Below are 24,949 nucleotides of genomic sequence, written 5' to 3'. Positions count from 1 at the left end.
CCAACCGGCAAAAGCGGAGGGAAACCGGAATGAGTGACAAGCGCGTCTGTTTCGACTTCGAGATCGAATTTTCCAACGGCGGCGGCATTCAGGGTCAGGACTTTCGCCTCGACATGGATGGCGACGACATCGCCGACGCGGCGCTGGCGGACCATATCATCGCCGACCTGCGGCTGCTCATGGTCGGCAAGGTGCGCATCCTGAACAAGCGGATCATCGAGGAACGCCACAAGCGAGCCGCCATCGCTACCCAGACGGAAGAGGGCAGTTCGCGCCGCATCGATCTCAGTCACGTGATCGAGGATGGTATGATCACCTATAAGGGTCTTCCGGCGCCGATCATGTGCGATCACTTGTCGCGCGAACGGTCTCGCACGCTTTACGCGGAAGGCACCGAATTCCAGATCGGCAAGATCGAGCTGGTCGGCAACACCGGCACTTATCTCGATACGCCATTCCATCGCTATGCCGACGGGTACGACCTTGCCGCGCTCGACCTTGAGCGCGTGAGCGGTGTCCCCGCCGTCGTAATACGAGTAGAAGGCGCCTCCGCGCGCGCGATCGACTGGACCGCATGCGCCGCGACCGAAGTCAGGGATCGCGCCGTGCTCATCCAGACAGGTTGGGATCGCCACTGGCGAACGGATCAGTATTTCGAAGATCACCCGTTCCTGACCGCACAGGCTGCCACCTATTTGCGCGACAAGGGCGCACTGCTGGTCGGCATCGATTCATTTAACATCGATGACGTGTCTGGCGGCGACCGGCCGGTGCATACGATTCTGCTGGGCGCCGGCATCCCGATCGTCGAGCATATGACCAATCTCGATGCGCTCCCCACCGAAGGATTCCGCTTCTGGGCCGTGCCGCCCAAGATCAAGGCGATGGGGACCTTTCCCGTGCGGGCGCACGCGGAAATCAGCTAAGGGAGCCCCGCTCCTCCATCACCCAGGCGGCGGATGCTTGTCGGTACGATATCGCTCTGCCGCAGCTATGCTGCGCTTGGCACGACGCGGAAGAATACGCCGCCGCCATCGGCGCCAGTGAATAGCCCATCCATGGCGTCATCTCTTGTCCATATCCGTCCGGCGATAGCTCACCTTTCCCTGGTGAAAGATCAGCCTTGATTGAATTCCTATTATAACAGTAGAGATTGATCGCTGGGCCGGGGGAGGCGCCGACGCGCCATTTTCGCCCCAGGGATTTTAAGGAGAATGCCAATGAAGACGCTGTTGACCCGATCGCTGTTCACCACGCCCTTGATCGCGGCTGCAACGCTCGGCCTAGCCGCCTGCAACAATTCGGCTCCTGCGGACAATGGCACGGCCAACGACCTGCAACTGGTCAATGAAGAAGCGCCGCTCGACGCCAACCTGTCGACCGATGGCGAACTCAGCGGGAATGTCGGCGGCCTCGACGCTGTTCCGACCGGCAACGAAACCGCCCTCGGCAATGCCGTCGACGGCAACGCCAGCGTCGGCAACACCGCCGCACACTAAGCGGTCATGATGCGACACGACGGCCAGCCCGAACCTGATGCGGCCACAAGCCGCGCGTCGCCGTCGCATCCCTTATCGCCCGGATAGCTCCCCAGGCGTAACCTCACGGCCCGGCGGCAACGCCGGGCCGTTTTCTTGTGTGCCGCCTCAGGCGTTGACGCTGTCGTACAGCGCGATCAGTCGGTCGACCTCAGCCACCACTTCCCTTTGTTCCGCCAGCCAACGGTCGGTGGCGTCGTGCATCGGCTCGCCCTTGTGCCCGTCATGCAATGTCGCGCCCGTCTCGATCAGCCAGATCATGTCGCGCGCGCGGGTGCGTTGCAGCCGCAAATGAGTCATCCATTGCTCGACAATGTCGGATGGGATCGGTCTGTCCATGTCATGCTCCCCACGCGTCGGCGCCTTACGGCACGCGTCATCAGCTCATATAGGAAGCCCAACGCCCGGTTACGCGTCCGAGCGCTCCTCATACCCCATCACCAGCCCATCGGCGAACCATTGCCCGAGCATCGCGCCGGCAAGCGCGACGCCCGCCGCCTCGCCCCGCGCGGCGACCAGCCAGGCACAAAGATCGGCAAAACCGGCCCCAACCGCCATCTTTTGCAAGGCATCACGCTCGATCGTCTCGATGGTACGAAAGCAGGGCGTGAACTCCTGCCGCCACACCAGCATCGCCGCCGGCTCGGGCAGGATCGCCGCCCCGGGTGGCGCGGCATTGGCGGACAGCGCCGACCAGATTGCCCCGGCATTGGTGCACGCAGGTTCGAGGCGCAACGTGGGCACGAAGCTCAGTCGCGCCCTGTCCCAGTCGATCGCGGCAATCGCAACAGGCGACAGCGCCTCCGCATCCATACCCTCAAAGGCTTCGGCCAGCATCCATTCCAACGTCGCCAGTTCAGCGATTTCCGGATCGTCGGGGTAGAGCTTGGCGAGGGTCCGGTCGAACCCGACGCCATAGACGCCAAGTGTCCAGCCGCTGGGCGGCGTGCATTCGACATGGCAGCGCGCCGCCGCAACAAAGCCCTCCCCGCCCAGCCAGGCATGGAGTTGCGGATAGGCTTCGGCAAGGCAATCGGTCAGCTGTACGCGGTACGCATTGTGATAGACCGGGAGCCCGACCAGCGCCTCCGGGGCGACCCAGCTGCGCACCGCTCCTGCCTCATCCAGCAAATGGCGACGAAAGTCGCGTTGCAGTGCGATCAGGCTCATGCCGCCAACCGTTCGCGCACAGCAGCGATGCGCCGCGCCTGATCCAGTTCGGCCAGCAGGTCTGCGAGCGGCGGGATGTCGTCGTCGCGCTCGATCATCGTCGCGACCGGCCCGACCCGCGCCAGCGCCGCGTCGTACAGCGCCCAGACGCTGGCCGGTACTGGCCGGTCATGCGTATCGATCAACAGATCCTTGCCCTGACTATGCCCGGCAAGGTGGATCTGGCGCACGCGTTCCGCCGGCACGCCATCAAGATAGGTGATCGCATCGAAGCCGTGATTGGTCGCGCTGATGAAGATGTTGTTGACGTCGAGCAGCAGGTCGCAGCCGGTGCGCGCACACATCTCCGCCATGAAATCCCATTCGGTCGCGTCGGCTCGTGCGAACGTGACATAGCTCGAGGGATTTTCGATCAGCATCGCGCGGCCGAGCGCGTCCTGCGCGTGCGCGAGATTGGCGCACATCACATCCATCGCTTCCTGCGTATAAGGAATCGGCAACAGGTCGTGCGAATTGAAGCCTTCGATCGCGGTCCAGCACAAATGGTCGGACACGAACAGGGGATCGATCCGCTCGACCAGCGCCTTCAGCCGCGCGAGATGATCGCGATCGAGCCCGTCGGCCGATCCGATCGACATCGACACGCCATGCAAGGCGACCGGATGCCGTTCGCGAACCCGATCGAGGATATGCAGCGGCCGCCCGCCCGCGATCATGAAATTCTCCGAAATGACCTCGACGAAATCCACGTCCACGTCATGCTCGAGGAAATCGGGATAATGTTGTGACCTGAGGCCAAGGCCGAAGCCGTGAAAGGCCGGGTTGCGGATCGTCGTCATGGCGCGGTCCCGTATGATGGACCCGGCCGATCATACGACCGGGTCCAGGAGGTCATTTGGTTTCAGTCAGGCTGCCGCCCGCCTTGGTGCAGGCCTTGGCGGTAAGCGCCTTGAAGCCATGGCCCTTGCACTCGTTCTGGCCCTTGCAGTCGTTCGACGCGGTCTTGCAGTCGGATGTGCCCTTGCAGGTGTTGACGCCATAGCAATGAACGGTCTTTTCGCCCTTCGCCAGCGCCGGTGCGCTGGTCGCGACGCCGGCAACGGCAATGATGGCGGCAGTGGCGGCAAAGCTCGCGCCGAGGAAGCGGGTGGTCATGGGGGAGGTCTCCGAAAGCATTTGAGCCGGAATGGCGAAAGGGTTTTCGGAGAGGGTTGGAAGTTCGTTACAAGGAACGTCAAATTCCTTCCCCGCGACCCGGGAGAGGATTCAGCAGGTCACCAGCGCAACAACTTCGGCCCAACCAGCGCGCCCAGTGCAACGACCATGGCAATCCCCAGCGAATACCAGGTCAGGATGAACAGCGCCGACGATTCCTGGCAATGCAGCCCGTAAAGCGTCGCCGCGCACGCTCCCGCCGCCAGCCCGGCGAGCGCCCCTGTCAGCCTAAGCCGCGTCGGGGCAAGCTGCCGGAACGACCAGAGTAGCCCGGCAAGGATCGGCAGCGACAACATCGCCACGAGCATCGAGCAGACCCGCCAGCTATGTCCGGTCCACAGCTGGTGCCATCCATCCATCGGCATGATCAGCATCTCGCGCCCGGTGAGCAGGGCAAGCACCCCCACCGGCACCCATAGCAGCCATAGCCAGCGTGGCCGCATCGCCTGCGGCCGCGACAGATGCAGCACCGCCGCAATCGCGACCAGATCGAGCAGGATGGTATAGCCCCATTTCATCCAGAACGGGGATCCGGCCATCGCGCTCATCATATCAGGGCGCATGCCGAGGCAGCACAGCACCAGCGCCAGCGTGACGATCGCCCCGCCTGCCATGCCGATCGCGATCCGCCGCGCGACCGCGCCGCGCGGCACTGGCCGCAACTCCTCGCCAAGCGAGCGGATAAGATCCTCGGTGCGCATCAGGTGCCACCTTTCAGGCGTTTGGCGAGCGCGGCAAGACCGCGATGCACCGACACCTTCACATCGGATTCACTGATCGCGCCGCGCTCGGCCGCCTCGGCCACGCTCAACCCTTCGATTCGGGTCTCGCGGATTACCCGCGCCTGTTTGGGCGACAATTCAGCCAGCAGCGTATCGACATCCATCCGCGCTGAGGTCGCCGCCTCGAACCCTTCGGCGACCAATATATCCTCCAGCCCCTCGATCGGTACGGTGACACGGGTACGGCGAAAATGGTCGATCATCTTGTAGCGCGCGACGGCATAGGCCCAAGCACTGAAGGCCCGGTCACGGTCATAAGTACCGCGCCGCGTGTGAATGGCCATCATGGTTTCCTGCACCAGATCCTCGACATCGTCGGCAGCACCACGAAGGCGCCGCCCGAAAAAGGACCGCAGCATTGGCACGAGCGCATTGAGCAAGGCGGTATAGGCGCCGGAATCTCCATCGAGACCGCCGATCATCCATATCCTGAGCTGGTCTTCGCTCGCCCTCACATGCACTCCCGACGGGTCATTCGCGGCATCGTGGCCAAAGGTTACACATAAAATTTGGCCAGCCCGATGCCCGAACAACGATCGCGAGGCCGGTGTAACCGATGCCCGCGGCAACGCGAAGCAGCTTCCGTGACCCGCGCCCACAAGGCCTCCCAAGGGTCACCGTGCGGCGGGGGTTTCCCCGCCGCACGTCGAGGCCGATCTTCAGAGGAAATCCATAATGTCGAAGACCCCGGCGGCAATCGCCGCAGCCCTTGCCCTGAGCATCGCACTTGGGTCGGGTGCCAATGCCCAGGCCGCCAAGAAGCCGATGGAAAAATGCTATGGCGTGTCGCTCGCCGGCAAGAATGACTGCAAGGCCGGTGCCGGCACCAGCTGCGCCGGCACGTCGCGCGTCGCTTATCAGGGCGATGCCTGGAAACTCGTCCCCGCCGGCACCTGCACGTCGATCAAGACGCCCAAGGGCAATGGCTCGCTGACCCCCAAGGCATGAGCCTGGATCGGCCCCTTCCCGCATGGGGAGGGGCCTGACTGGAGACGCTAATGACCCCCGCCACGCTCCCCGCCAAACTCTATGCCCGCGCCGCCGCGCGGCTCGACACGCTTGTGTCCCGCAACCTCTTGCTGCTCATCGCCCGCATCGCGATCGCCGCGATCTTCTTCCTGTCCGGCCGGACCAAGGTCGAAGGGCTGCTGACGCTCACACCGGCCACTTATGAGCTGTTCGCGACCGAATACGCCCTGCCTTTCGCCCCGCCGATGGTCGCGGCGCATATTGCGGCCTATTCCGAGCATCTCTTCCCGATCCTGCTCGTGCTTGGCCTGTTCACGCGCCCTGCCGCGGCGGCATTGCTCGGTATGACCCTGGTGATCGAGACCTTCGTCTACCCCGATGCCTGGTCGACGCATCTAAGCTGGGCGGCGATCCTGTTGCCGCTGATTGCGCGCGGCGGCGGCGCCTGGTCGCTCGACCGTGTATTCGGGATCGAAAAGGCCTAACATCGCCCCGCGCAATCGGGAAACAAAGGCATGGACAGGATCAACTGGCTGGTCGCGGCGGGCATACTCAACACCATCGCTGCGCTGCTTCATCTTGGTTGCGTGTTCGGCGGCCCCTCCTGGTATCGCTTCTTCGGCGCGGGCGAGGGCATGGCGCGCCTTGCCGCGCAGGGCTCATGGCGACCGACCCTCATCACGCTGAGCATCACCGCGATCTTGGCCGGCTGGGCCGCCTATGCCTTTTCCGGGGCCGGCCTGTTGCCGCGCCTGCCGCTGCTCCGCCCCGCACTGATCCTGATCTGCACGGTCTATTTCGCGCGCGCCGCCGCCTATCCCGTCATGATCGCGCGCATGCCCGGCCACAGCACGACCTTCCTGCAGGTCAGTTCGGCGATCGTGCTCGTCTTCGCCATAGTCCACGCCATCGGTATCTGGACCAGCTGGGACCGGCTCTAAGCGGCGGCCGAGGTCAGCGATGTCCTCTTGGAGCGGGATGACATCTGATCGAACCATCTCTGTCATACTCGCGAAAGCGAGTATCCCGCTTCTTTCTAAGTGTGGGGCAAGGCAGCGGGATCCCCGCTTTCGCGGGGATGACGGTGGGAGCTCCCTAATAGTGTTTCCACATAAATTACTGATATATAAGATTATTATTACAATTCCCAGCCGAAGCCGCGAGAGAAGATATGCGACAAACCGGTGTCCCATATCTCCCGCCGCTCGTCCCGGACATGCAAGCGTTGCCCTGCGGGACGGAGACCCGTGTGCCTCGCTGACCGTGGCTGCGACCGACCCGGCTATTTCTGGCAGGCGACGATCGTCGCGATCACTGACAGCGTATCCTGCGGATCGCGCACCCGCACCGTGTCGAGCCCAAGCTCCTTCGCCGGATAATCATTGCCGCCGGGGAAGATCGCATCGCCGATGAACATCATGGCGTCGAGCGCAATGCCGCTTGCATCGCGCAGCTTCTTCAAGCCATAGGCTTTGTCCACACCTGCGCGCGTGATGTCGATCGAGGTCGCTCCGCCGATATTGATCGACAGACCCGGCAGCCGCATGCGCAGATCCGCCTGGATCACCTTGCGCTTGGCGAAGTCCGGATCCCAATGCTCCTTGGCATCAAGCGGCGCTTGCTGGCCGAGCGCGGAAAAGGTGATCTGGCTGCCGCGATCCTCGATCCGCTCGCCCCATACTTGCTCCGGCACGAAGCCGGTTGCAGCCAGCGCGGCATCAAACGCGGCGAAGATCGCCTGTTTCTGCGCATCGTCGAACAGCTCGGCATAGACCGGCGTCCAACTGCCGCCATAGCGATAGAGCTTGGTCCCGGTGGTCGGCATCAGCCACAATCGACTGCGGTCGGCGCGCGCCGGCAGGCGGCTGGCAACCTGCTTTTCAAACTGCGGCCAATCCCCGCCCGAGATCACCGCGACGTGCGCCACGACAAGCAGATCGGCCAGCGCCTCGCCCATCGCCGGCTGCAGCGGCTGTTTGCTCTCGGCGAGCGTGCCGTCGAGATCGAAGGCGACGAGTTGCTTCATGCGGGGCTCCGGTGCGAATGGTGGATCGATTGCCGTGTAACGCCCGGGCACGCAAATGGTCACAGCGAAATCGCCGGTGCCAACAGTGCGGGCAACCGCGCAGCCCTTATCCGCGCATTTGGCGGCCTTTTGCCATCCAACGCTTCCGGTTCATCTTGGCAAGACGGCGGGGATGCGCCTGGACGGGCTGACAATACCCGGACCCGCGCTGACGTTCGATATGGTCCCGTCGATCAGTATCGCCAGGCTGGCGTCGCTGAGCGGCCGATCGAACATGACACCGAAGCGCTGACCCGACACCCATGTCACATGGGCGCTGCCCAGGTCGATCGCCGCGTCGAGACGGCACGACGCACCCTTCGCGGGCGGATCGGATGCATGGACCATCGCGCCCGTGGTCGACAGGTTGAGCAAGTGCACGCGGCGCACATCGTCGCCGATATGCATCGATGCAACCTGGAAGGTCTTCAACCGCCGCGCGGAGCGTTGGCCCGCCCCTTGCTGCTGTGCCACGCCCGTATTGATCACGCCCATATCTGTTTACGTCACCCGTCCGGTCCCGCCTCCTGTCATCACTCTAGCGGCAAACCGCCATCCTGGCTTTGGGCAATGATGGTATATGCGGCGCTAAGGTTGAATTGTCCGACCCGTCGGCACCTTGCTTAGCGCGGCTGTTTCGACGCCGATCCCGAACGACGAACGGGACGGACCATGACCGATTCCGCTCGATCGGCCTGCGCGCCGGCGACCTTCAGCAAGCGGCGGAAGGTCGGGCATTCCATATGGCTGGGGGCCGGGCAGGCAGCGGCATGGCGCAAGCCGTCGCGCAGCGCGGCAAGTCGCGCGAGCGTCCGATCGAGTTGGTCCGCTTTCGCGCTGAGCATTGTCCGATCGATCCGCGGTTGATCGTCACGCCCGAACATGCCGCCGATCTCGTCAAGCGAGAAGCCCGCCATCCGGCCCAGTGCGATGAGCGACAGACGCTCAAGCACCTCGACGCCGAAGATTCGCCGCAACCCGCGCCGCCCGAGCGACTCGATCAGCCCCTTTTCCTCATAGTAACGCAGCGTCGATGCCGGCATACCGGAGCGTTTCGCGACCTCCGCGATATCGAGGATTTTCATACTTGACCTCAAGTCGGCTTGAAGTGGCAAGATGCTGCTGACACTCGATGAGCACAAGGACAATCGCGATGACCCTGCCCCCGGACCAGCCTGACCTCGCAGCACCCGATCAAGCCTCACCCAATCAGGCCCCTTCCCATCAGGCCCCGCCCAATCAGATAATGTCCGCGTTATGGAACACCCGCGCCGGGGAAACCTGGGTGGCGCAGCAAGCGCTGCTCGACCGCTTGTTCCTGGCCTTCGAAGCGCCGCTGGCGAGCGCCGCGCGAGATGCCGGCGCGCGCAACGTTCTGGACATCGGCTGTGGTGCGGGCGCGACGACTCTCGCGGTGGCGCGCGCAATCGGGCCGGACGGTCAATGTACCGGCCTCGACATTTCGGTACCGCTGGTCGATGCCGCGCGGCGCCGGGCGGCGGCAGAAGGTCTTCGTACCGCACAATTCATCGCGGGTGATGCGCAGGGCCATGCCTTTGCTCCTGACAGCTTCGATGCGGTCGTGTCGCGCTTCGGGGTGATGTTCTTCGACCAGCCGGACCTGGCGTTCGCCAATCTGCGGCGCGCGGTACGCGACGGCGCGGGGCTGACTTGTATCGTCTGGCGCTCGCCAGCAGAGAATCCGTTCATGACCGCAGGGGAGCGCGCGGCCGCACCCTTGCTGTCGCAATTGGTTCCGGCCGATCCCGAGGCGCCGGGCCAGTTCGCCTTTGCCGATCCGGACCGGGTCCGCGACATCCTGGCGGGCGGCTGGCGCGACGTGGAGATCCAGCCGCTCGATATCCCCTGCACGCTCTCCGAGAGCGATCTGCAGACCTATATCATGAATATGGGTCGGGTCGGCGTACTGCTCCCCGACCTCGACGATCGCACGCGGGCAACGGTTGCCGAGGCTCTGACATGTGCGTTCGCGCCATTTATGTCGGACGGCGTCGCGCATTTCACCCTTGCATGCTGGGTCATCACAGCCCGAGCGAGATGATCGCAATCGACGGCGGTCATGCGGTGAATCGGGCACCGGACGTTGAACGCCCGGTGCCCGTGTCGATCAATGCGGCTTCTTGTGCTTCTTCTTGGACTTGCCGTCTTCCGTCGCCTGCGGTGCCGATGCATCCGCCGTCGCGTCGGAAGCGGCGGGCGTTGCCGGCTCGGCCGATGCGGTCGGCACAGTTGTTGCGCTATCGACAGGCGCCTGAGCATTCGCCGTGTCAGGCGTCGCCGTCTCGGTCGGGCTCCCGGTGGTCGGGGTCGACGGCGATGTGGTTGGCGTTGTCTGGGCAAAGGTCGCGGCCGGCACCATCATCGCCGCTGCCGCCACCAGAATGGCTATGGCTTTCATTCAAACTACTCCCGATTTCGGCCGGCCAATACACGCCGACCCCTCTTCGATAGGCGGCGGCGATGGGGCAAGGCCAGAGACGCAGGGTTCGACTCGTCACGTTTTGAGCTCCGGACTCTGCCGAGCCGTGGCACGCAAGCGTTAACCGTTTTCGTCTCAGGTGACGCCACCAGGGCGATAATGGCTCGGCGCGACCCCGGTCAGCCGCTTGAACATCGTGGTGAACGCCGCCGGGCTTTCATAACCAAGGTCAAGCGCAATGGTCGTCACCGCCTCTCCCGCCGCCAGCCGCGGCAGTGCGATGAGCAGGCAAGCCTGCTGCCGCCAGGCGCCGAAGCTGAGCCCGGTTTCCTTGCGAAATGAGCGAGTAAAGGCGCGCCGCCCCATGCCGAGAGCAGCACTCCACAAGTCGATCGTGTCGTGCGGCGTTGGCCGTTCCAGAAACGCCTGGCATTTGCGCACCATCTCCATCGTCTTGGGAAACGGCACCGCGAGCGGGACGGTCGGCGCGCGCGCCAGTTCGGCGAGCAGCAACGCCATGACCATGCCGTCGCGTCCGTCCATGTCATATTCCGGCACGATCTCGCACGACGCCTCCAACAGGCTGCGCAGCAGGGGTGAGACCTGGATGACCTTGTTGCAATCGCCAAGCGAGCCAAGAATTCCGGGCTCGATCAGGACGCTGCGCGTGCTGACCGCACCGACCATGCGCACCGCATGGGCACAGCCGCCAGGCGTCCAGATCGCGCGTTCCGGCGGCGCAACCCAGGCACCGCTGCGCGTGCTGACCACCACCACGCCCCGCGCGGCGTAAAGCAGCTGGCCGCGGCGATGCTGATGCCAGTCGAGTTCGAAGGCCGGTGGATATTCATTCCCCACCGCGACGATTGGCCGCGCAATGTCCTCAACCAGGGCCGGATTGCTCCAGGGCATGAGTCTGTCCCACTCGCAAAAGTGAAAGACCCATACAGGAATGCGGGTCAGGATGGGAAGCGTTAGGGGAACGCTCCATCGTTACCGAGGAATGCCGAATGAACGCCCCCGGAGCCGTCGCGCCGCTTCCCGCCAAGAACCCCGCCATCGAGACCACCGTGTTCGGCGTGATCATCGCGATCAGCTTCTGTCACTTGCTCAACGATATGATGCAGTCGTTGCTGCCGGCGATCTATCCCAATCTGAAGACCGAACTCGGCTTGTCGTTCAGCCAGATCGGGCTGGTGACGCTGGTCTATCAGCTGACCGCATCGATCCTGCAGCCGCTGATCGGGCTTTATGCCGACAAGCGCCCGACGCCGCTCGCCCTGCCCGGCGGGACGCTGTTCTCGCTCGCGGGTCTGCTCGTGCTGTCGGCGGCGCACAGCTATTGGCTGTTGCTGGTCGGGGCGGCGCTGCTCGGCATGGGATCGTCGGTGTTCCATCCCGAATCGTCGCGCGTCGCGCGCATGGCCGCAGGGCGGCGGCATGGCCTGGCGCAGTCGATGTTCCAGGTCGGCGGCAACGCGGGATCGGCGCTCGGCCCGCTCGCCGCCGCGATCGTGGTGGTGCATTGGGGCCAGTCGAGCCTGGCCTTCTTCGCCATGCTCGCGCTGCTGTCCTGCGCGATCCTGTGGAATGTCGGGCAATGGTACCGGCATCACGGCCTGGCCCGCCTGTCACGCGGCAAGGCGGCCAGGCAAGCCTTGCCGACATTGCCGCGCGGGAAAGTGCTGGGCGGCATCGCCATCCTGCTCGCGCTGATCTTTTCGAAATATGTCTATCTGGCAAGCCTCACCAGCTATTTCACTTTCTACCTGATCCATCGTTTCGGCGTCAGCGTCGAAGTGGCGCAGCTGCATCTGTTCGTCTTTCTCGGCGCGGTCGCGGTCGGCACGATCGCCGGCGGCCCGATCGGTGACCGGTTCGGGCGCAAATATGTGATCTGGTTCTCGATCCTCGGCGCGCTGCCCTTCACCTTGCTGCTGCCGCTCGCCAACCTGTTCTGGACCGGCCCGCTGACCGTGGCGATCGGCCTGATCCTCGCTTCAGCCTTTCCCGCAATCGTGGTGTTGGCGCAGGAGCTGGTGCCGGGAAAGATCGGCATGATCTCCGGCCTGTTCTTCGGCTTCTCCTTCGGCATGGGCGGAATCGGCGCGGCGGTGCTGGGCGAAGTCGCCGACCAAGCAGGGATCGAGATGGTCTATGCGATCTGCGCGTTCCTGCCGGCGATCGGTTTGCTCGCAGCCTTTCTGCCCGATCCGGAACGCTGATTACCCTGCCGCCTCGTGCGGCAGGGTGCCGATCCCTTACCGCACCGCGCCCAATGTCGACGAATCCAGGTCGAGCTTGTCCGCCGGGATCACCACCACATCAGGCCGCAGCGTGCGCAACTTGTCGATGAACTTCGCGGAATCGCCCGCGATCACCAGCCAGCTACTGTCAGGCTTGACCAGCCGCGCCGCGACCGCGGTCGCTGCCTCAGGCTTGACCGCGTCGAGGCGCCCGGCCAGCGCGAACGCCTCTCCGGGGTCCAGTCCCTGCTGGATCAGCCCGGCGATGATCGCGTTGAAGCCACCGCCCGTCTCCATCTGGCGACCATAGCTGCCCTTCACATAGGCCTTGCGCTTGTCGAGCGCGTCGCCGTCGATCGGTTCCGTACCGAGCCGCTTGAACTCATTCAGGAAGATTTCGGCGACTTCGGTCGCAGTCTCGTTCTTGGTCTGCGCGCTCGCCGAGAGCATGGCGACGTCATTGCGCGCGGGCAGCACGCTATAAGCACCATAGCTCAGCGCACGCTTGCTGCGTACTTCAGTGAACAGGCGGCCATTGGAGCCGACGCCGAGCACTGCATTGGCGAGCAGCAGACTGGGATAATCGGCATCCGACCGGCTTACCCCGCGCACCGCCGCGATCACCGCCGCCTGCCCAGCGCCGGGCAAGTCGATGACGATGGTGTGCATCGCCCTGCCCTGCCCAGCGCGCACTTTGGGGATTTCCGGCGCCGCACCTGCCGCTTGCCAATCCCCGAACAGCTTTTTGACGAGCGCGGTTCCCGCCGCCGGATCGATCCCGCCGGTGACGATGATCGAGCTGTTGGCGGGATGCCACCAGCGCTGGCGATAGTCGACCAGATCGGCACGGCTCAGCGTATTCAGGCTTCTGGCCGTCCCGCCGCTCTGCCGGCCATAAGGGGCCGCGCCGTACAGCACGGGTAGCATGGCCATGTTGGCCAGTGGTCCGGGATCCTTCATCGTCACCTGAATCTGATCGACCGCGCGCTTGCGCTCCAGATCGAACTCGGCCTGGGGGTAGCTTGCGTTGCGGATCACGTCGCTCAGCACGGCCGCGGCCTGCGCCAGATTGACGGTCGGCACGGTGATCGAGAAGGTGGTTCCATCGGGCCCGGCCCCGCCGGCAATCGAGCCGCCCAGCCGCTCCAGGATCGCCGCGATCTGCTCGGCGGTGCGGGTCGCGGTGCCCTTGGTCGCGAGATTGGCGGCGAAGCGCGCCAGCCCTGCCTTGCCGTCCGGATCGGTCGACGCGCCGCCCGCAATCACCACACTCATCGTCGCCAGCGGCACCGACCCGGTTTTGATCGCCACGACCCGAGCGCCATTGTCGAGCCGCGTTTCGACGATCTTCGGTATGGCCACTGCCGGGACCGGACCCGGCCCCGGCGGCGTCTGGCGCGCGCCTTCCGCCCCCAACTGATTGGCGGTGCCCTGCGCTGCGGGGACGATGGTGAAGGTCGGCATTGGCACGGGGTTGGCCCAACTCGCGGGATTGCCGTCGCCATTGGTGTAGCGAACTTCAACCCGTGCCCCGGGGTCGAGATAGCGCTTTGCTACGCGCAGAACATCGGCCTTAGTCACCCTGGCGATCGCGGCCAGCCTTTTGTCGGCCGCTTTAGGATCGCCCGTAAGCACCAGTTCTTCGCCCAGTTCGAACGCACGCCCGGAGAAAGTCTCGCGTTCCTCAAGCGCATCGGACAACAACTGGCTCCGCGCCTCGCCCAGTTCGGCATCGGACACTTCGACCGTGGCAATGGTCTTCAGCTCGGCGTCAAGCGCGCCAGCCACTGCTTCGACATCCTGCCCGGCGCTCAGGATCGCGATCGGCGCGAGTACCCCCGCCTCTCCGGTAACGTCCAGATCCGCGTCGATCCGGCTGGCTTTGCCGGTGCGCACCAATGTCCGGTACAGCCGCGACGTCTCGCCCCGGCCGAGCAGCGCGGCCATCACCTCAAGCGCTTCGCGATCGGGGTGAGTCGCACCCGGCACCTTATAGAGCGCACCGACCAGCGGCAGCGGCACATTGGGCCCGGTAGCGTTGATCCGCCGCAGGGCCATGGGCGGCTCGCTGCCTTTGATGGCCAGTGAAATAGGCTTGGCGCGCTTCGGAATGGCCGCGAAATAGCGATCGACAAAAGCCTGCAGCCGCGCTTCGTCGAAATTGCCCGCCACGATCAGCGTCGCGGTATCCGGCCCGTAATAGGCCTCATGAAAAGCGCGGGCATCCTCCAGCGTTGCCGCATCGAGATCGGCGATGCTGCCAATGACCGGGCGACGGTGCGGTAGCACGTCGAAGCCATTCTCGGTCATCGCGAAGTTATACAGGCGACCATAAGGCGGTGCGAGCACGCGCTGACGCAATTCCTCCTTCACCACATTGCGCTCGGTCTCGAACACTTCCTTATCGATCACCGGACGCGCCATGCGTTCGGCATGAGTCCACAACATGGTTTCGAGATACTGCGCCGGCACCGTCTCGTAATAATTGGTCCGATCGAAACTGGTCGAGGCGTTGCGCACCCCGCCGACATCCTCGGTCAGCCGGTTGATCATGTTATAGGGCATGTTCACCGTCTTGCGGCTGAGGATGTGCTCGAACAGATGCGCGAAGCCCGAGCGTTTGTCGGGATCATGCTTCGACCCCACGCCATACCAGATCGACACCGAGACATTGGGCGTGGTCGTATCCCTGAGCGAGAGTATGCGCAGGCCGTTCCGGAGGATGCGTTCCTTATACTGGATCGGGGGCACTTCGGCCGAGACTATGGGGGTGGGAGCCGCACGCTTCTCGCCACCGGCCGCCAGTCCCGCACCACCGGACGCCAGCGCCATCGCGGCGACGCCCGCACGGGCCAGGCAAAACACCGATCTCATAGTTCCCCTTTCGTCATCTGGATCACCGCTGCCCGGAAATCTGCCGCCAGAATCGAACCGTGTGCCGCAATGTCAAGCGCAACGGCAGCAGCGGTATGCGGTTTGCCATCAACGGCTCGAAGATCGTCGATGCCATCAAAACAAGACGCATTCTCTCCGACATTGGCTTCACGCCGTAAGATAGGTCTGCCAGGCCCGCCGGCCGATATGGTCATAGGCATCCATGTCGGCGATCAACCGCTGTAGCGGGGACGGCGAGCAAAGCTGGTCGGGCAGGAGTGGATCATGAACGATCGCCCGGATCGCCGCGCGACCATGAAGCAAGGTTGCGGCAGCGATCTGCGCAGGGTCTTGCGTGGCGATTTCCGTCCGATGTCGGATCAGATTCCCCATCGCGCCGGCCAGCGCCGCATTCATCGCATCGGCGTTCCACAAGCCGCGAAAATGTCCATCGCGCGCGTCGTCCAACCCGGTGGCGCTGACCACCAACAAAGTCTCGGCATAGCCGAAATCCGCCAGGCGCTCTCGCGCCGCGCTGGCCCCGCCGATGAGATTGTCGGGCCGAACCCATAGGCCGGGCTCCGCCTCCATAAAACCGTTGAAATCGAAGGCGCGCAGCGTTCGGCGCCAGAGGTTCCGGTTAGCGCGCTCGGCCGGGCCGGCCACCGCAAGCAACCATTCGCCGTTCCAGTCGATCCGCTTCGCCAGCACGTTCCGCCAGTCGCGCAGCCGGCGCTGCAAGGGCTCGCTGGCCTGTCCGGCGGCATAAGCGCCGCGCCCGATCTGGCGCACGCGCGCCTCGGCGTTGAGGCGGGTGATCGCGGTTCTCATGCCCGCCGCACCAATTCCGAACGCAGCGCCGGCACGAACCAACTGCGCGGTCGAATAACGCACATGCTCCCCGGTTCCGAGCAAATCGAGCACGACCGTGCGCGCGGTAATGGTAGGAGGCGTCATGTCTTGTTGCATAAAACGGTCTATTCTGCCAATTATGGAAACAATAGGAGAAAATGGCAATGGCACTGCCTGTGAAAGGCCTGGGCGTCGTCAACCATATGCCCGAGGGCATCTGGTCCCGCGAACGTGCGCAGGATGCCGGCGTCACGCAAGCGATAGCCGAACGCGACAGCAGCGACCCGATCGCGGTGCAGGCTTCGCGGCGCATGCCGACCGGGGACAGGATCGCATGAGTGTTCGCATCACCGATGAGGGCGTCGTGCGCACGATCGCAATCGTGCGGCCGGAACGGCGCGGTGCGGTCGACCCCGAAACTGCGGTCGCGTTGCGCGACGCCTTTACGGCGTTCGACGCTGATGCGGATTTGCGCGTCGCCATATTGACCGGATCGAACGGTCATTTCTGCGCGGGGTTCGATCTGACTCGCGTCGGCGACGGCACTTCGCGTCATGATCCCGAAGGGCCGGGGCCGATGGGGCCGACGCGGCTACTGCTAAGCAAGCCAGTGATCGCCGCGATCGAGGGGCATGCCGTTGCCGGCGGATTGGAACTGGCATTGTGGTGCGACCTCCGTGTCGTGTCGGAAACGGCAATCTTCGGCGTCTTCTGCCGACGCTGGGGCGTGCCGCTGATCGATGGCGGCACGGTGCGGCTGCCGCGCATCGTCGGCCAGGGGCACGCGCTCGACATGATCCTGACGGGACGGCCGGTTGACGCGCGTGAAGCGATGGCGATCGGCCTGGCGAACCGCGTCGTTCCGACGGGCGATGCGTTGGCGGCGGCACAAGGGCTGGCCCGGGACATTGCCGCATTCCCGCAAACATGCCTCCGCGCTGATCGCCTCTCGACCCATGCGCAATGGGATTTGCCGCTCGATCAGGCGCTGAAGGCGGAGGGGCATGGTGGCATGGCACCGTTGCAGGAAGAAGCGTCGCGTGGCGCCAAACGCTTCGCCGAGGGCGCCGGCCGGGGTGGGGCATTCGGATCGGAGAAGGAATGATGACGAGGGCCGCGCCCCCAGCCGAACTGCGACGGATCAACCTGCACCATCACCTGACTCGCGAACAGATTCTTGCGGTGCGCAAGCGTTCGACATTGCGCGGCATCGGCATGATCCTGCATTGCTGGGGCGCCATCGTCGCGATGATGGCGCTGGCGGCGCTATGGCCCAACCCGTTGACCATCCTGCTCGCGATCATAGTGATCGGCTCACGGCAACTCGGCCTGGCGATCCTGCTGCATGAAGGCGCGCATGGCGGCCTGGCAGCGAACCAGAAGCTCAATCTGTGGCTGAGCCAATGGCTTTGCGCTTATCCGGTATTCGGCGACACCTTGTCATACCGGCATTATCACATGCAGCATCACGCCCATGCACAAACCACGCAGGATCCGGACATCGTCCTGTCGGCGCCCTTCCCGACCACGCGCGCCAGCATTCGCCGCAAGCTGGTCCGCGATCTCACCGGCCAGACCGGTTTCAAGCAGCGCCGCGCGCAGATCGCCGCCGCCCTGGGCCGACCGGGCACCCCCTTCGTCACGCGGCTATGGATGTTTGCGGGGTCTATGGGCCGCCAGCTCTTCATGAACCTGCTGCTGCTCGGCATACTGACTGCCGCCGGCCATTGGTGGCTCTATCCGCTACTCTGGATACTGCCGCTGCTCACCTGGTATCAGGCGGTGACGCGAATCCGCAATATCGCCGAACATGCCGTGCTGCCTCATGCCGACCCCTGGCGCGTGGCGCGGACGACGCGCGCCGGATGGATCGCGCGGACATTCCTGGCCCCTTATTACGTCAATTATCACGCCGAGCATCACTTCATGCTCTACGTTCCCTGCTATCGATTGAAGACACTTCACCGCCTGCTTGTCGACAATGGCATCGTCGACCGAATGGAGATCCAGCCCGGCTATCGCGCGACGATGCGGATGGCCGCCTCGGCCTGATCGAGGTCGGCAAGCGGCTCTTGCGCGGTCGTCCAATATATGCAAATAATTGCGCAAATATTTGGATATATTACCGCATGCAGCGCGCGCTCGAATTTCTCGGCGACCTGAGGCCGGCCTTTGTGGCGCATCTGGCGGAGCGCCTGACCGAGACCTTGTGCGCGTCCACTCAGGCGCTGGCCGATGCGGCGGGATTACAAGCGCCGATCCAGGCGCATTCCGCCTTGCTGTTCTTGCTCGAGCGCGGGCCCGCCAGCCTGGCGGAAATGGCGCGGACCGACGGCCAGTCGCATCAGCTACTGTCGTCGCGGCTCAAACCGCTGGAGAAACTGGAGCTGGTCGAGCGCTTCGCCGATCCGCATGACGCCAGACGCCGCCCCTATCAATTGACGCGATCCGGCGAAGCGGAAGCGCGCACCATCCAGGCCGCGATCGGTGCGCATGCGCGTGCCATGGAAGACTTGTTCGCTGAAACCGGCGTGAACCTGGTGACGGTGCTCGATGATGCGCTGGAGGCATTGCGAGTCAGAACGCTGCGTGACCGGATCGGCTCGCCGCAGTGAGCCAGTGCCGATCGATGGACGGAGATGCATGGTGTTGAAGCGACTGTTCGAAACCGCGATTATGGCGCTGTTGGCGGTTCCCGCACCGGCTTCGGCCGAGTCCCCGGCCACGGCATGTGTCGCAGGATATTATCGTCTCGCCGACGGATCCGGCATAGACATCGCACCGTCAGGTGAAGGCCATTTCCGCTGGCGGCGGCTGGACGGCACATCGGGGCTGTTGTCGCTCCGGCCCGACGGTCAATGGTCGAGCACGCTGGGCTGGACCGACCGCGACGATGGCAAAATCGTCGATCTGTCAGACTGTGGTCAGGGCAGGATCCGGTTTGCCGGCATGCCCGGCACGCAGGAAAATTTCCCGACGCGCGAAACGCACTTCGTCAGCGGCGACGCGCAACTCGCCGGGAGACTCATTTTGCCTGCCGGGCGCGGCGCTGTGCCGATCGTGATCCTCGTACATGGTTCGGAAGATAGTTCAGCGCTACGCACTTATGCATTGCAACGAATGCTCCCGGCACAGGGTATCGGCGTCTTTGTCTATGACAAGCGCGGCACAGGAAACTCCAAAGGCCTGTTCACCCACGACCTCAATCAGTTGGCGACGGATGCGCGCGCGGCGCTGGCCACCGCCAAATCGCTGGCGGGCACGCGGGCCGGGCGCGTGGGCTATTACGGCACGAGCCAGGGCGGCTGGACCGCGCCGCTGGCGGCAACGCGCGGCGGCGTGGATTTCGTCATTGTCGGCTATGGGCTCGCCGTATCGCCGATCGCGGAAGATCAGGAAGCGCTGACGCTCGACATGACCCGGCACGGATTCGGGGCGGTGGAGGTCGCCAAGGCGCAGGAGATCGGCGCGGCCGCACAGGCGATTGCCCGGGACGGTTTTCGTTCCGGCTATGATGCCCTTCGCGTCGTGCTGGACAAGTATCGCGGTGAGCCCTGGTTTCGCTTCGTGCGCGGCAATTTGACCAACTATGTGATCAATACGCCCGAGGCAGAAGTGCGGGACAAGGCACCGCGTCTGTTTGCGGGGATCATTCCCGATTATGATCCGATGCCGGTACTGCGGACGCTGAAGACACCGCAGCTGTGGATTTTGGGTGGGGACGATATCGATGCGCCGTATCTCGAGACCTATCGCCGCCTCATGGCCCTGAAGAAGCAGGGGCGCCCGATTTCGGTCATTGTCTATCCCGGTACCGAGCACGGCTTGTACCGCTTCGAAGTCAAAGGCGACGAACGGCTCTCGACGCGGCAGCCCGCATCGCTGCAGCGCCTTCTGACCGGTTTCGCGCGCGGGCGTCGGCTCGATACCGCTTATGACGATGCCCGGATCATTCGCTAGCCGAATCCCCGACGGCGTCACCTTAGAGTTTGATTCAGCAAGACGGCACCGCCCTCCACAGCCATTCCGGCGATGCAACGCATCGTTGGAATGGCTGTGGAGGGCGGTGCCGCGCTTCAGCGCAGCTGCATCAAACTCTAGACCCTGACTCCGAAGCGGCTTTCCAGCCCCATCACACCAGCCGGAGTGATCGTCACTGCGCGGCTGCTTTCGACCCGGCGCAGCCAGTGCCGCTCGAGCAAGCTCCGGTACAGCGAGCTGCCCACCGCGCCGGCGATGTGCGGGCGGCGCTCGCTCCAGTCGAGGCACGGGCGGCAGAATACCGGGCCCGATGCCGACGCATCCAGCGTCACGCCAACCGAAGCGAGAAATCCCAGCCCCTCACCCGTCACCGCCGCGCCGTCGCGCGCCAGATCGATCCGGCCGCTGGCGATCAATGCATCGGCGATGGCGACCGCGACTTCACCCGCGAGGTGGTCGTAACAGACACGCGCATGACGTAGCGCCTTGTCACGCGGGCCAGTGACGATCCGCCGACGCGCGATCAGCCCGGGATCGCCAACCGTCGCAGCGACGCCCATCATTTGTTCGAGCATGGCGCCGACCGACGGCGAGGAAAGCCGGTAATAACGGTGCCGGCCCTGCGCCTCGACCGCGATCAGACTCGCCTCGAGCATGCGCGCCAGGTGCCCGCTCGCGGTCGGTGCGGTCACGCCTGCCGCGCGCGCCAGTTCACCCGCAGTCAGCGCTCGACCATCCATCAAGGTGACCAGCATCACGGTGCGCGCGGGTTCGCCGATCAGCGATGCGATCTCGGCCAGGGAGGAAATGCTCGTCATGATGTCCCAATCTTTGCCCGTCTGACCCTAGTCCGCCCGATCCTTGCTCCAGAGCGACCGATAATGTTTCGGCCTCGGCCGAACCATCACCTTGCCCGAAGCTTTACTGGCTGTCCCGGCATTTACGGAGACACGACATGATCACTTGCTTCATCCGCTACGAGCTCGATCCCTATAAAATCCGCCAGTTCGAGGAGTATGCGCGCAACTGGGGCGAAGCGATCCCGCGTTGCGGCGCCGATCTGATCGGCTATTTCGCGCCGCATGAAGGGTCGGCGACCACCGCCTATGGCGTCTACGCCATTGAAGACCTGGCCGCGTACGAAGCGTACCGCGCCCGGTTGCGCGACGATCCGCTCGGCCGCGAGAATTACGAATTCAGCCAGCGCGAACAATTCATCCAGCGCGAGGACCGGCTGTTCCTGCGCCTTGCCTCCGCTCCGCATGCGCCGCTGGTACGGCCATGATTGCGGTGATCTTCGAAGTGTGGCCGGCACCGGGCGAGCGCGAGCATTATCTCGATCTCGCCGCGCAGCTACGCCCCGCGCTCGATCTGATCGACGGCTTCCTCTCGATCGAGCGATTCGAAAGCCTTGCCGAGCCGGGCAAATTGCTCTCGCTATCGTTCTGGCGCGACGAAGCGGCGGTCGCGGCATGGCGCAACACTCCCGACCACCGCGCTACCCAGGCGAAGGGCCGTAGCGGCGTCTTCATCGATTACCGGCTGCGCATCGCGGAGGTAGCGCGCGACTATGGCCTGACCGATCGCACCCATGCACCGCGCGACAGCCGCGCGGTGCATGGCGACACCTCGGCAGACGGGCGCGACAGCGGTTGACGGCATCCCTCTTGCGGGTATGACTACATTTGTAGTCGAAACTGGAGAGATCATGCGACGCCTGCTCATCGCGATGGCCCTGCACCTGATCGCCACGCCGTCGATCGCCCAACCTGGATCCGGCGTGGCGCCGGAGCACTGGGTCGTGATCCAGGATATGTGGGGCAACCCGGCCTATTCCACGCTCACTCTGGTGCGCGACGGTGATCGGCTGAGTGGTGAACTCGATGGCGATCCGGTGACCGGCAGCGCCATAGGCAAAGCGGTCCGCTTCTCGGCACAGGACGCCAAGGGCGTTGTCTATGCCTTTACCGGCACGCAAGCCGGCACGGCGATGACTGGCGAGGCGGACCTCCCCGACAGCAACTTCCCCGATCGCCGCGTGCGGCATGGCTTCACCGCGCGGCGCATCGCGGACCGCGCACCCGGGCCACCGCGCAGCTGGCGCTTCCAGCCGACCGATTACGCCAACAGCTTCGACCCGCATCGCTTGCCAGTGCTGACCCTCTGGCCGGGCGACAGCGTCGTGACCAACACGATCGATTCAGGCGGCGTTGATGCGAACGGCAAGACCGTCGCGCTATTCGGCAACCCGCAGACCGGGCCGTTCTTCATTGCCGGTGCCGCGCCAGGCGATACGCTGGCGATCCATATCATGAAGCTGCGACTCGACCGCGATTATGCCGACAGCCTCGACACGATCGTCGGGCGGGCGCTGGGAGCAAGCCTCATCGCCAAGGCCGGCGATCTCGGCAAGCCGGTCCGCTGGACGCTGGACCGCGCGGCCGGACGTGCCAGTCCGCAAGGCGCGAACGGCGCGCTGGCAGAATTCTCGATCCCGGTCCGCCCAATGCTCGGCGGCCTGGCGGTGGCGCCGGGATTCGGTTCGGCACCGCTCTCGACCGGCGATACCGGATCATTTGGCGGCAATATGGACTTCAACGAAGTGGTCGAGGGCAACACCGTCTATCTGCCGGTTCAGCAGCCGGGCGCCCTACTCTATCTCGGCGATGCCCATGCGCTGCAAGGCGATGGCGAGACATCGCAATATGCGCTGGAAACCTCGATGCAGGTCGAATTCAGCGTCACGCTGATCAAGCACAAGCACATTCCCATGCCGCGCGTGGAATCGCCGCGCGAGATCATGGTGCTGGGTCAGGCGGGTTCGCTCGACGAAGCGCTCAAGGCAGCGAGCACTGGCATGGTCGCCTGGCTGCAACAGGATTACGGGCTGACCCTGTCACAGGCCGCGCAAGTGCTGGGCGTGGGCATGCGCTATTCGGTGCCCAATCTGGCCGGGCGCAGCGTCGGCGTCGCGGCGCGGATCGACAAAGCGATCCTGCCGCCCCGGATCACCCCCGGCAAAGACTGAATTCAACGTGACTCTCCTTGCCGCGCCCGCGTTGTGCTGCGATGGGCCGCCACAAGGAGTGCGCCCATGAAGATCCAAGCCAACGCCATCAGCATCGAATATGAAAGCTATGGTCCGGACGGCGCTCCCGCCGTGCTGCTGATCATGGGGCTCGGCGCGCAGCTCACCTGGTGGCCGATCCAGCTGGTCGATGGACTGGTCGAGCGTGGCTATCGCGTGATCCGCTACGACAATCGTGATGTCGGGCTGTCGGCCAAGTTCGACGCGGCGGGTGTGCCGAACCTGGTGCAGCTCGCCGCAACGCTGTTCACAGGAATGACACCGTCGGTTCCCTATACGCTCAACGACATGGCCGCGGACGCCGCGGGCCTGCTCGACGCGCTCGGCATCGAACGCGCGCACATCCTCGGCGGATCGATGGGTGGGATGATCGCGCAGATCTTCGCAGCCACTTGGCCGGCGCGTACCTTGTCACTCACCTCGATCATGTCGACCACGGGCAATCCCGCGGTGCCGCAGTCCAGCGCCACGGCGATGGCGGCGCTGACCACACGCCCGGCGGGCATCGACCTGGAATCGATCGTTGCGCACGGCATCAACACCGCGCGCGTGATCGGCAGCCCCAGCTACCCCACCGATGCAGAGGCGTTGCGCCAGCGTATCCAGAGCAATTTCGAGCGTAGCTTCCATCCCACCGGCTTCACCCGTCACATGGCGGCGATCTATGTTGCCGGGGACCGCCGCCGTGCCATCGCGACGATTACTGCGCCGACCATGGTGATCCATGGCGTTGACGATCCGCTGGTTCCGGTCGAGGGCGGCCGCGACACCGCCGCGACCATTCCGGGGGCGAAGCTGCTGGAGATTCCCGGCATGGGTCATGACATACCGGTGGCGCTGATCCCGACGATCCTCGACGCATTCGAGGAAGTCGCGCGGCAGCCCGCCACGGCCTGAGTCTGCGCCAGGCCGCGACGGACCTCAGGCGGCGTAGCGTGCGGCGGGTTGAGTATGCGACAGGTTCGGCAGCAATGTCTGCCGCGCCGCTTCATATGCGTCCCAGTCGGCAATGTCGGGCAGCGCCGGGATTGTCACCAACTCTCCCGCGTCGAGCCCGGCCAGCGCCGCATCGACCATGTCGGTCGCCTGCATCACGATCTCACTTGGCAGATGAGCGATCGAAATGCCGGCCACATCCCAGAAATCGGTCGCGGTCGCGCCGGGCAACACCGCTTGCACGCGGATGCCCTTGTCGCCGAGTTCGTGATGCAGCGACTGGCTGAGCGCGAGCACGAACGCCTTCGAGCCGCCATAGACGCCATTGAGGATTTCCGGCCCGATCGCGACGATCGAAGCGATATTGACGATCGTACCGCCCCCCCGCGCGACCAGGCCGGGCGCGACCGCATAGGTCAGCCGCGTCAGTGCAGTGACGTTGAGCGTGATCATCTCCTCCATCTTGTCGATATCGGCATCGAGCAGCGTCGCGGCCGCGCCGACCCCGGCATTGTTGACCAGCAAGGTGATGCTGGCATCGGTCCTGAGCAGATCCTCGACCCGGGCGAGCCCGGCCTTGTCGCCGAGATCGGCGGCGATCACTTCGACAGATCGCCCGGTCTCGCTGGTGATGCGCGCGGCGAGCGTATCGAGCCTGTCGCGACTGCGCGCCACGACGATCAGGTCGTAACCGCGCCGCGCGAGGCGGTCGGCATAAATCGCGCCGATCCCGGTCGAGGCGCCGGTGACGACGGCGGTACCCTTATTGCTGGTCATATCGAAACTCCTTGAG

At 64.6% G+C, this 24,949-nt stretch carries 31 protein-coding genes; 16 read left to right on the top strand and 15 right to left on the bottom strand.

Annotated elements, in window-relative coordinates; all coding sequences use genetic code 11:
* Window positions 1-29 precede the first annotated feature (29 nt).
* Together OO12_RS12570 and OO12_RS12565 are read left to right on the top strand one after the other, a co-directional pair.
* On the top strand, window positions 30-926 hold the full coding sequence (locus OO12_RS12570; RefSeq protein WP_034159011.1) for a cyclase family protein: 897 nt from the start codon (window positions 30-32) through the stop codon (window positions 924-926).
* A 294-nt stretch (window positions 927-1,220) separates the two neighbouring features.
* Complete coding sequence (locus OO12_RS12565) at window positions 1,221-1,499, top strand: hypothetical protein (RefSeq protein ID WP_034159010.1); 279 nt, start codon at window positions 1,221-1,223, stop codon at window positions 1,497-1,499.
* Window positions 1,500-1,646: 147 nt separating this feature from the next.
* Here OO12_RS12565 and OO12_RS12560 read toward each other — a convergent pair whose 3' ends face one another.
* The 6 genes from OO12_RS12560 to OO12_RS12535 all read right to left on the bottom strand — a co-directional run bounded on the left by OO12_RS12560 (window position 1,647) and on the right by OO12_RS12535 (window position 5,160).
* The gene (locus tag OO12_RS12560; protein ID WP_034159009.1) at window positions 1,647-1,877 is read right to left on the bottom strand and encodes a hypothetical protein; all 231 of its coding nucleotides are present in this window, start codon (window positions 1,875-1,877) and stop codon (window positions 1,647-1,649) included.
* Between the two features lie 69 nt (window positions 1,878-1,946).
* Window positions 1,947-2,708 (bottom strand): HvfC/BufC N-terminal domain-containing protein, encoded by a 762-nt coding sequence (locus tag OO12_RS12555; protein ID WP_034159008.1) that lies wholly within the window; start codon window positions 2,706-2,708, stop codon window positions 1,947-1,949.
* Complete coding sequence (gene bufB, locus OO12_RS12550; RefSeq protein WP_034159007.1) at window positions 2,705-3,547, bottom strand: MNIO family bufferin maturase; 843 nt, start codon at window positions 3,545-3,547, stop codon at window positions 2,705-2,707. The genes OO12_RS12555 and bufB overlap by 4 nt, the downstream gene beginning before the upstream one ends.
* 52 nt (window positions 3,548-3,599) lie before the next feature.
* Window positions 3,600-3,863 carry a BufA2 family periplasmic bufferin-type metallophore gene (gene bufA2 / locus OO12_RS12545; RefSeq protein ID WP_034159006.1) on the bottom strand — a complete coding sequence of 88 codons (264 nt, stop codon included), beginning with the start codon at window positions 3,861-3,863 and terminating at the stop codon, window positions 3,600-3,602.
* 119 nt (window positions 3,864-3,982) lie between these two features.
* Complete coding sequence (locus OO12_RS12540) at window positions 3,983-4,624, bottom strand: NrsF family protein (protein ID WP_034159005.1); 642 nt, start codon at window positions 4,622-4,624, stop codon at window positions 3,983-3,985.
* Window positions 4,624-5,160 carry a sigma-70 family RNA polymerase sigma factor gene (locus OO12_RS12535; RefSeq protein WP_034159178.1) on the bottom strand — a complete coding sequence of 179 codons (537 nt, stop codon included), beginning with the start codon at window positions 5,158-5,160 and terminating at the stop codon, window positions 4,624-4,626. Before OO12_RS12535 ends, OO12_RS12540 begins: the two co-directional genes overlap by 1 nt.
* A 220-nt stretch (window positions 5,161-5,380) precedes the next feature.
* Here OO12_RS12535 and OO12_RS12530 point away from each other — a divergent pair, with 220 nt between their 5' ends.
* Genes OO12_RS12530 through OO12_RS12520 form a run of 3 tightly spaced genes read left to right on the top strand, consistent with a single transcriptional unit; the run spans window position 5,381 to window position 6,615 of the window.
* A complete protein-coding gene (locus OO12_RS12530; protein ID WP_034159004.1) occupies window positions 5,381-5,653 on the top strand; it encodes a BufA1 family periplasmic bufferin-type metallophore in 273 nt (90 codons plus the stop codon).
* Window positions 5,654-5,703: 50 nt separating this feature from the next.
* Window positions 5,704-6,159: a DoxX family protein gene (locus OO12_RS12525; RefSeq protein ID WP_034159003.1), complete on the top strand. Its 456-nt coding sequence runs from the start codon at window positions 5,704-5,706 to the stop codon at window positions 6,157-6,159.
* 30 nt (window positions 6,160-6,189) lie between these two features.
* Window positions 6,190-6,615 (top strand): hypothetical protein, encoded by a 426-nt coding sequence (locus OO12_RS12520; RefSeq protein WP_034159002.1) that lies wholly within the window; start codon window positions 6,190-6,192, stop codon window positions 6,613-6,615.
* 341 nt (window positions 6,616-6,956) lie between these two features.
* Here OO12_RS12520 and OO12_RS12515 read toward each other — a convergent pair whose 3' ends face one another.
* The 3 genes from OO12_RS12515 to OO12_RS12505 all read right to left on the bottom strand — a co-directional run bounded on the left by OO12_RS12515 (window position 6,957) and on the right by OO12_RS12505 (window position 8,824).
* Window positions 6,957-7,700 (bottom strand): HAD-IIB family hydrolase, encoded by a 744-nt coding sequence (locus OO12_RS12515; protein WP_034159001.1) that lies wholly within the window; start codon window positions 7,698-7,700, stop codon window positions 6,957-6,959.
* A 150-nt stretch (window positions 7,701-7,850) separates the two neighbouring features.
* Window positions 7,851-8,228: a PilZ domain-containing protein gene (locus OO12_RS12510; protein ID WP_160296798.1), complete on the bottom strand. Its 378-nt coding sequence runs from the start codon at window positions 8,226-8,228 to the stop codon at window positions 7,851-7,853.
* A gap of 134 nt (window positions 8,229-8,362) precedes the next feature.
* Window positions 8,363-8,824, bottom strand: coding sequence for a helix-turn-helix domain-containing protein (locus tag OO12_RS12505; RefSeq protein WP_034159000.1), 462 nt, complete (start codon window positions 8,822-8,824; stop codon window positions 8,363-8,365).
* A gap of 68 nt (window positions 8,825-8,892) precedes the next feature.
* On the opposite strand from OO12_RS12505, the gene OO12_RS12500 reads away from it, so the two are divergent.
* Window positions 8,893-9,801: a class I SAM-dependent methyltransferase gene (locus OO12_RS12500; protein ID WP_235364772.1), complete on the top strand. Its 909-nt coding sequence runs from the start codon at window positions 8,893-8,895 to the stop codon at window positions 9,799-9,801.
* A gap of 66 nt (window positions 9,802-9,867) precedes the next feature.
* Here OO12_RS12500 and OO12_RS12495 read toward each other — a convergent pair whose 3' ends face one another.
* Together OO12_RS12495 and OO12_RS12490 are read right to left on the bottom strand one after the other, a co-directional pair.
* Entirely contained in the window at window positions 9,868-10,158 is a 291-nt protein-coding gene (locus OO12_RS12495) for a hypothetical protein (RefSeq protein WP_034158998.1), read from the bottom strand.
* A gap of 156 nt (window positions 10,159-10,314) precedes the next feature.
* A complete protein-coding gene (locus OO12_RS12490) occupies window positions 10,315-11,091 on the bottom strand; it encodes an AraC family transcriptional regulator (protein WP_034158997.1) in 777 nt (258 codons plus the stop codon).
* 98 nt (window positions 11,092-11,189) lie between these two features.
* Here OO12_RS12490 and OO12_RS12485 point away from each other — a divergent pair, with 98 nt between their 5' ends.
* On the top strand, window positions 11,190-12,404 hold the full coding sequence (locus tag OO12_RS12485; protein WP_034158996.1) for an MFS transporter: 1,215 nt from the start codon (window positions 11,190-11,192) through the stop codon (window positions 12,402-12,404).
* A 36-nt stretch (window positions 12,405-12,440) separates the two neighbouring features.
* Here OO12_RS12485 and OO12_RS12480 read toward each other — a convergent pair whose 3' ends face one another.
* Together OO12_RS12480 and OO12_RS12475 are read right to left on the bottom strand one after the other, a co-directional pair.
* A complete protein-coding gene (locus tag OO12_RS12480; RefSeq protein ID WP_034158995.1) occupies window positions 12,441-15,299 on the bottom strand; it encodes a M16 family metallopeptidase in 2,859 nt (952 codons plus the stop codon).
* Window positions 15,300-15,467: 168 nt separating this feature from the next.
* Window positions 15,468-16,256 (bottom strand): hypothetical protein, encoded by a 789-nt coding sequence (locus OO12_RS12475; protein ID WP_034158994.1) that lies wholly within the window; start codon window positions 16,254-16,256, stop codon window positions 15,468-15,470.
* A gap of 59 nt (window positions 16,257-16,315) precedes the next feature.
* Here OO12_RS12475 and OO12_RS28560 point away from each other — a divergent pair, with 59 nt between their 5' ends.
* From OO12_RS28560 to OO12_RS12455, 5 genes are all read left to right on the top strand, one after another.
* On the top strand, window positions 16,316-16,489 hold the full coding sequence (locus OO12_RS28560; RefSeq protein WP_160296797.1) for a hypothetical protein: 174 nt from the start codon (window positions 16,316-16,318) through the stop codon (window positions 16,487-16,489).
* Entirely contained in the window at window positions 16,486-17,256 is a 771-nt protein-coding gene (locus OO12_RS12470; RefSeq protein WP_034158993.1) for a crotonase/enoyl-CoA hydratase family protein, read from the top strand. The genes OO12_RS28560 and OO12_RS12470 overlap by 4 nt, the downstream gene beginning before the upstream one ends.
* Window positions 17,256-18,203 (top strand): fatty acid desaturase family protein, encoded by a 948-nt coding sequence (locus OO12_RS12465; protein ID WP_052215864.1) that lies wholly within the window; start codon window positions 17,256-17,258, stop codon window positions 18,201-18,203. The genes OO12_RS12470 and OO12_RS12465 overlap by 1 nt, the downstream gene beginning before the upstream one ends.
* 77 nt (window positions 18,204-18,280) lie before the next feature.
* A complete protein-coding gene (locus tag OO12_RS28555) occupies window positions 18,281-18,766 on the top strand; it encodes a MarR family winged helix-turn-helix transcriptional regulator (protein WP_052215816.1) in 486 nt (161 codons plus the stop codon).
* A gap of 28 nt (window positions 18,767-18,794) precedes the next feature.
* Window positions 18,795-20,111, top strand: coding sequence for an alpha/beta hydrolase family protein (locus tag OO12_RS12455; RefSeq protein WP_052215815.1), 1,317 nt, complete (start codon window positions 18,795-18,797; stop codon window positions 20,109-20,111).
* Between the two features lie 137 nt (window positions 20,112-20,248).
* Here the strand turns inward: OO12_RS12455 and OO12_RS12450 are convergent, their stop codons facing one another.
* Entirely contained in the window at window positions 20,249-20,950 is a 702-nt protein-coding gene (locus tag OO12_RS12450) for an ArsR/SmtB family transcription factor (protein ID WP_034158992.1), read from the bottom strand.
* Between the two features lie 137 nt (window positions 20,951-21,087).
* Here OO12_RS12450 and OO12_RS12445 point away from each other — a divergent pair, with 137 nt between their 5' ends.
* The 4 genes from OO12_RS12445 (at window position 21,088) to OO12_RS12430 (ending at window position 24,117) form a co-directional block, all read left to right on the top strand.
* The gene (locus tag OO12_RS12445; protein ID WP_034158991.1) at window positions 21,088-21,417 is read left to right on the top strand and encodes an NIPSNAP family protein; all 330 of its coding nucleotides are present in this window, start codon (window positions 21,088-21,090) and stop codon (window positions 21,415-21,417) included.
* Window positions 21,414-21,788, top strand: coding sequence for an antibiotic biosynthesis monooxygenase family protein (locus OO12_RS12440; RefSeq protein ID WP_034158990.1), 375 nt, complete (start codon window positions 21,414-21,416; stop codon window positions 21,786-21,788). Before OO12_RS12445 ends, OO12_RS12440 begins: the two co-directional genes overlap by 4 nt.
* Before the next feature lie 52 nt (window positions 21,789-21,840).
* The gene (locus tag OO12_RS12435) at window positions 21,841-23,160 is read left to right on the top strand and encodes an acetamidase/formamidase family protein (RefSeq protein ID WP_082006506.1); all 1,320 of its coding nucleotides are present in this window, start codon (window positions 21,841-21,843) and stop codon (window positions 23,158-23,160) included.
* Between the two features lie 66 nt (window positions 23,161-23,226).
* Window positions 23,227-24,117, top strand: coding sequence for an alpha/beta fold hydrolase (locus OO12_RS12430; RefSeq protein WP_034158989.1), 891 nt, complete (start codon window positions 23,227-23,229; stop codon window positions 24,115-24,117).
* A 24-nt stretch (window positions 24,118-24,141) separates the two neighbouring features.
* Here the strand turns inward: OO12_RS12430 and OO12_RS12425 are convergent, their stop codons facing one another.
* Window positions 24,142-24,933: an SDR family NAD(P)-dependent oxidoreductase gene (locus OO12_RS12425; RefSeq protein ID WP_034158988.1), complete on the bottom strand. Its 792-nt coding sequence runs from the start codon at window positions 24,931-24,933 to the stop codon at window positions 24,142-24,144.
* Window positions 24,934-24,949 lie beyond the last annotated feature (16 nt).

It is taken from the genome of Sphingomonas sp. ERG5, assembly GCF_000803065.1.
In the GTDB taxonomy this organism is placed as follows: domain Bacteria; phylum Pseudomonadota; class Alphaproteobacteria; order Sphingomonadales; family Sphingomonadaceae; genus Sphingomonas.
Note: the sequence above shows the minus strand (reverse complement) of the source record. Positions and strands in the feature narration are given on the sequence as shown.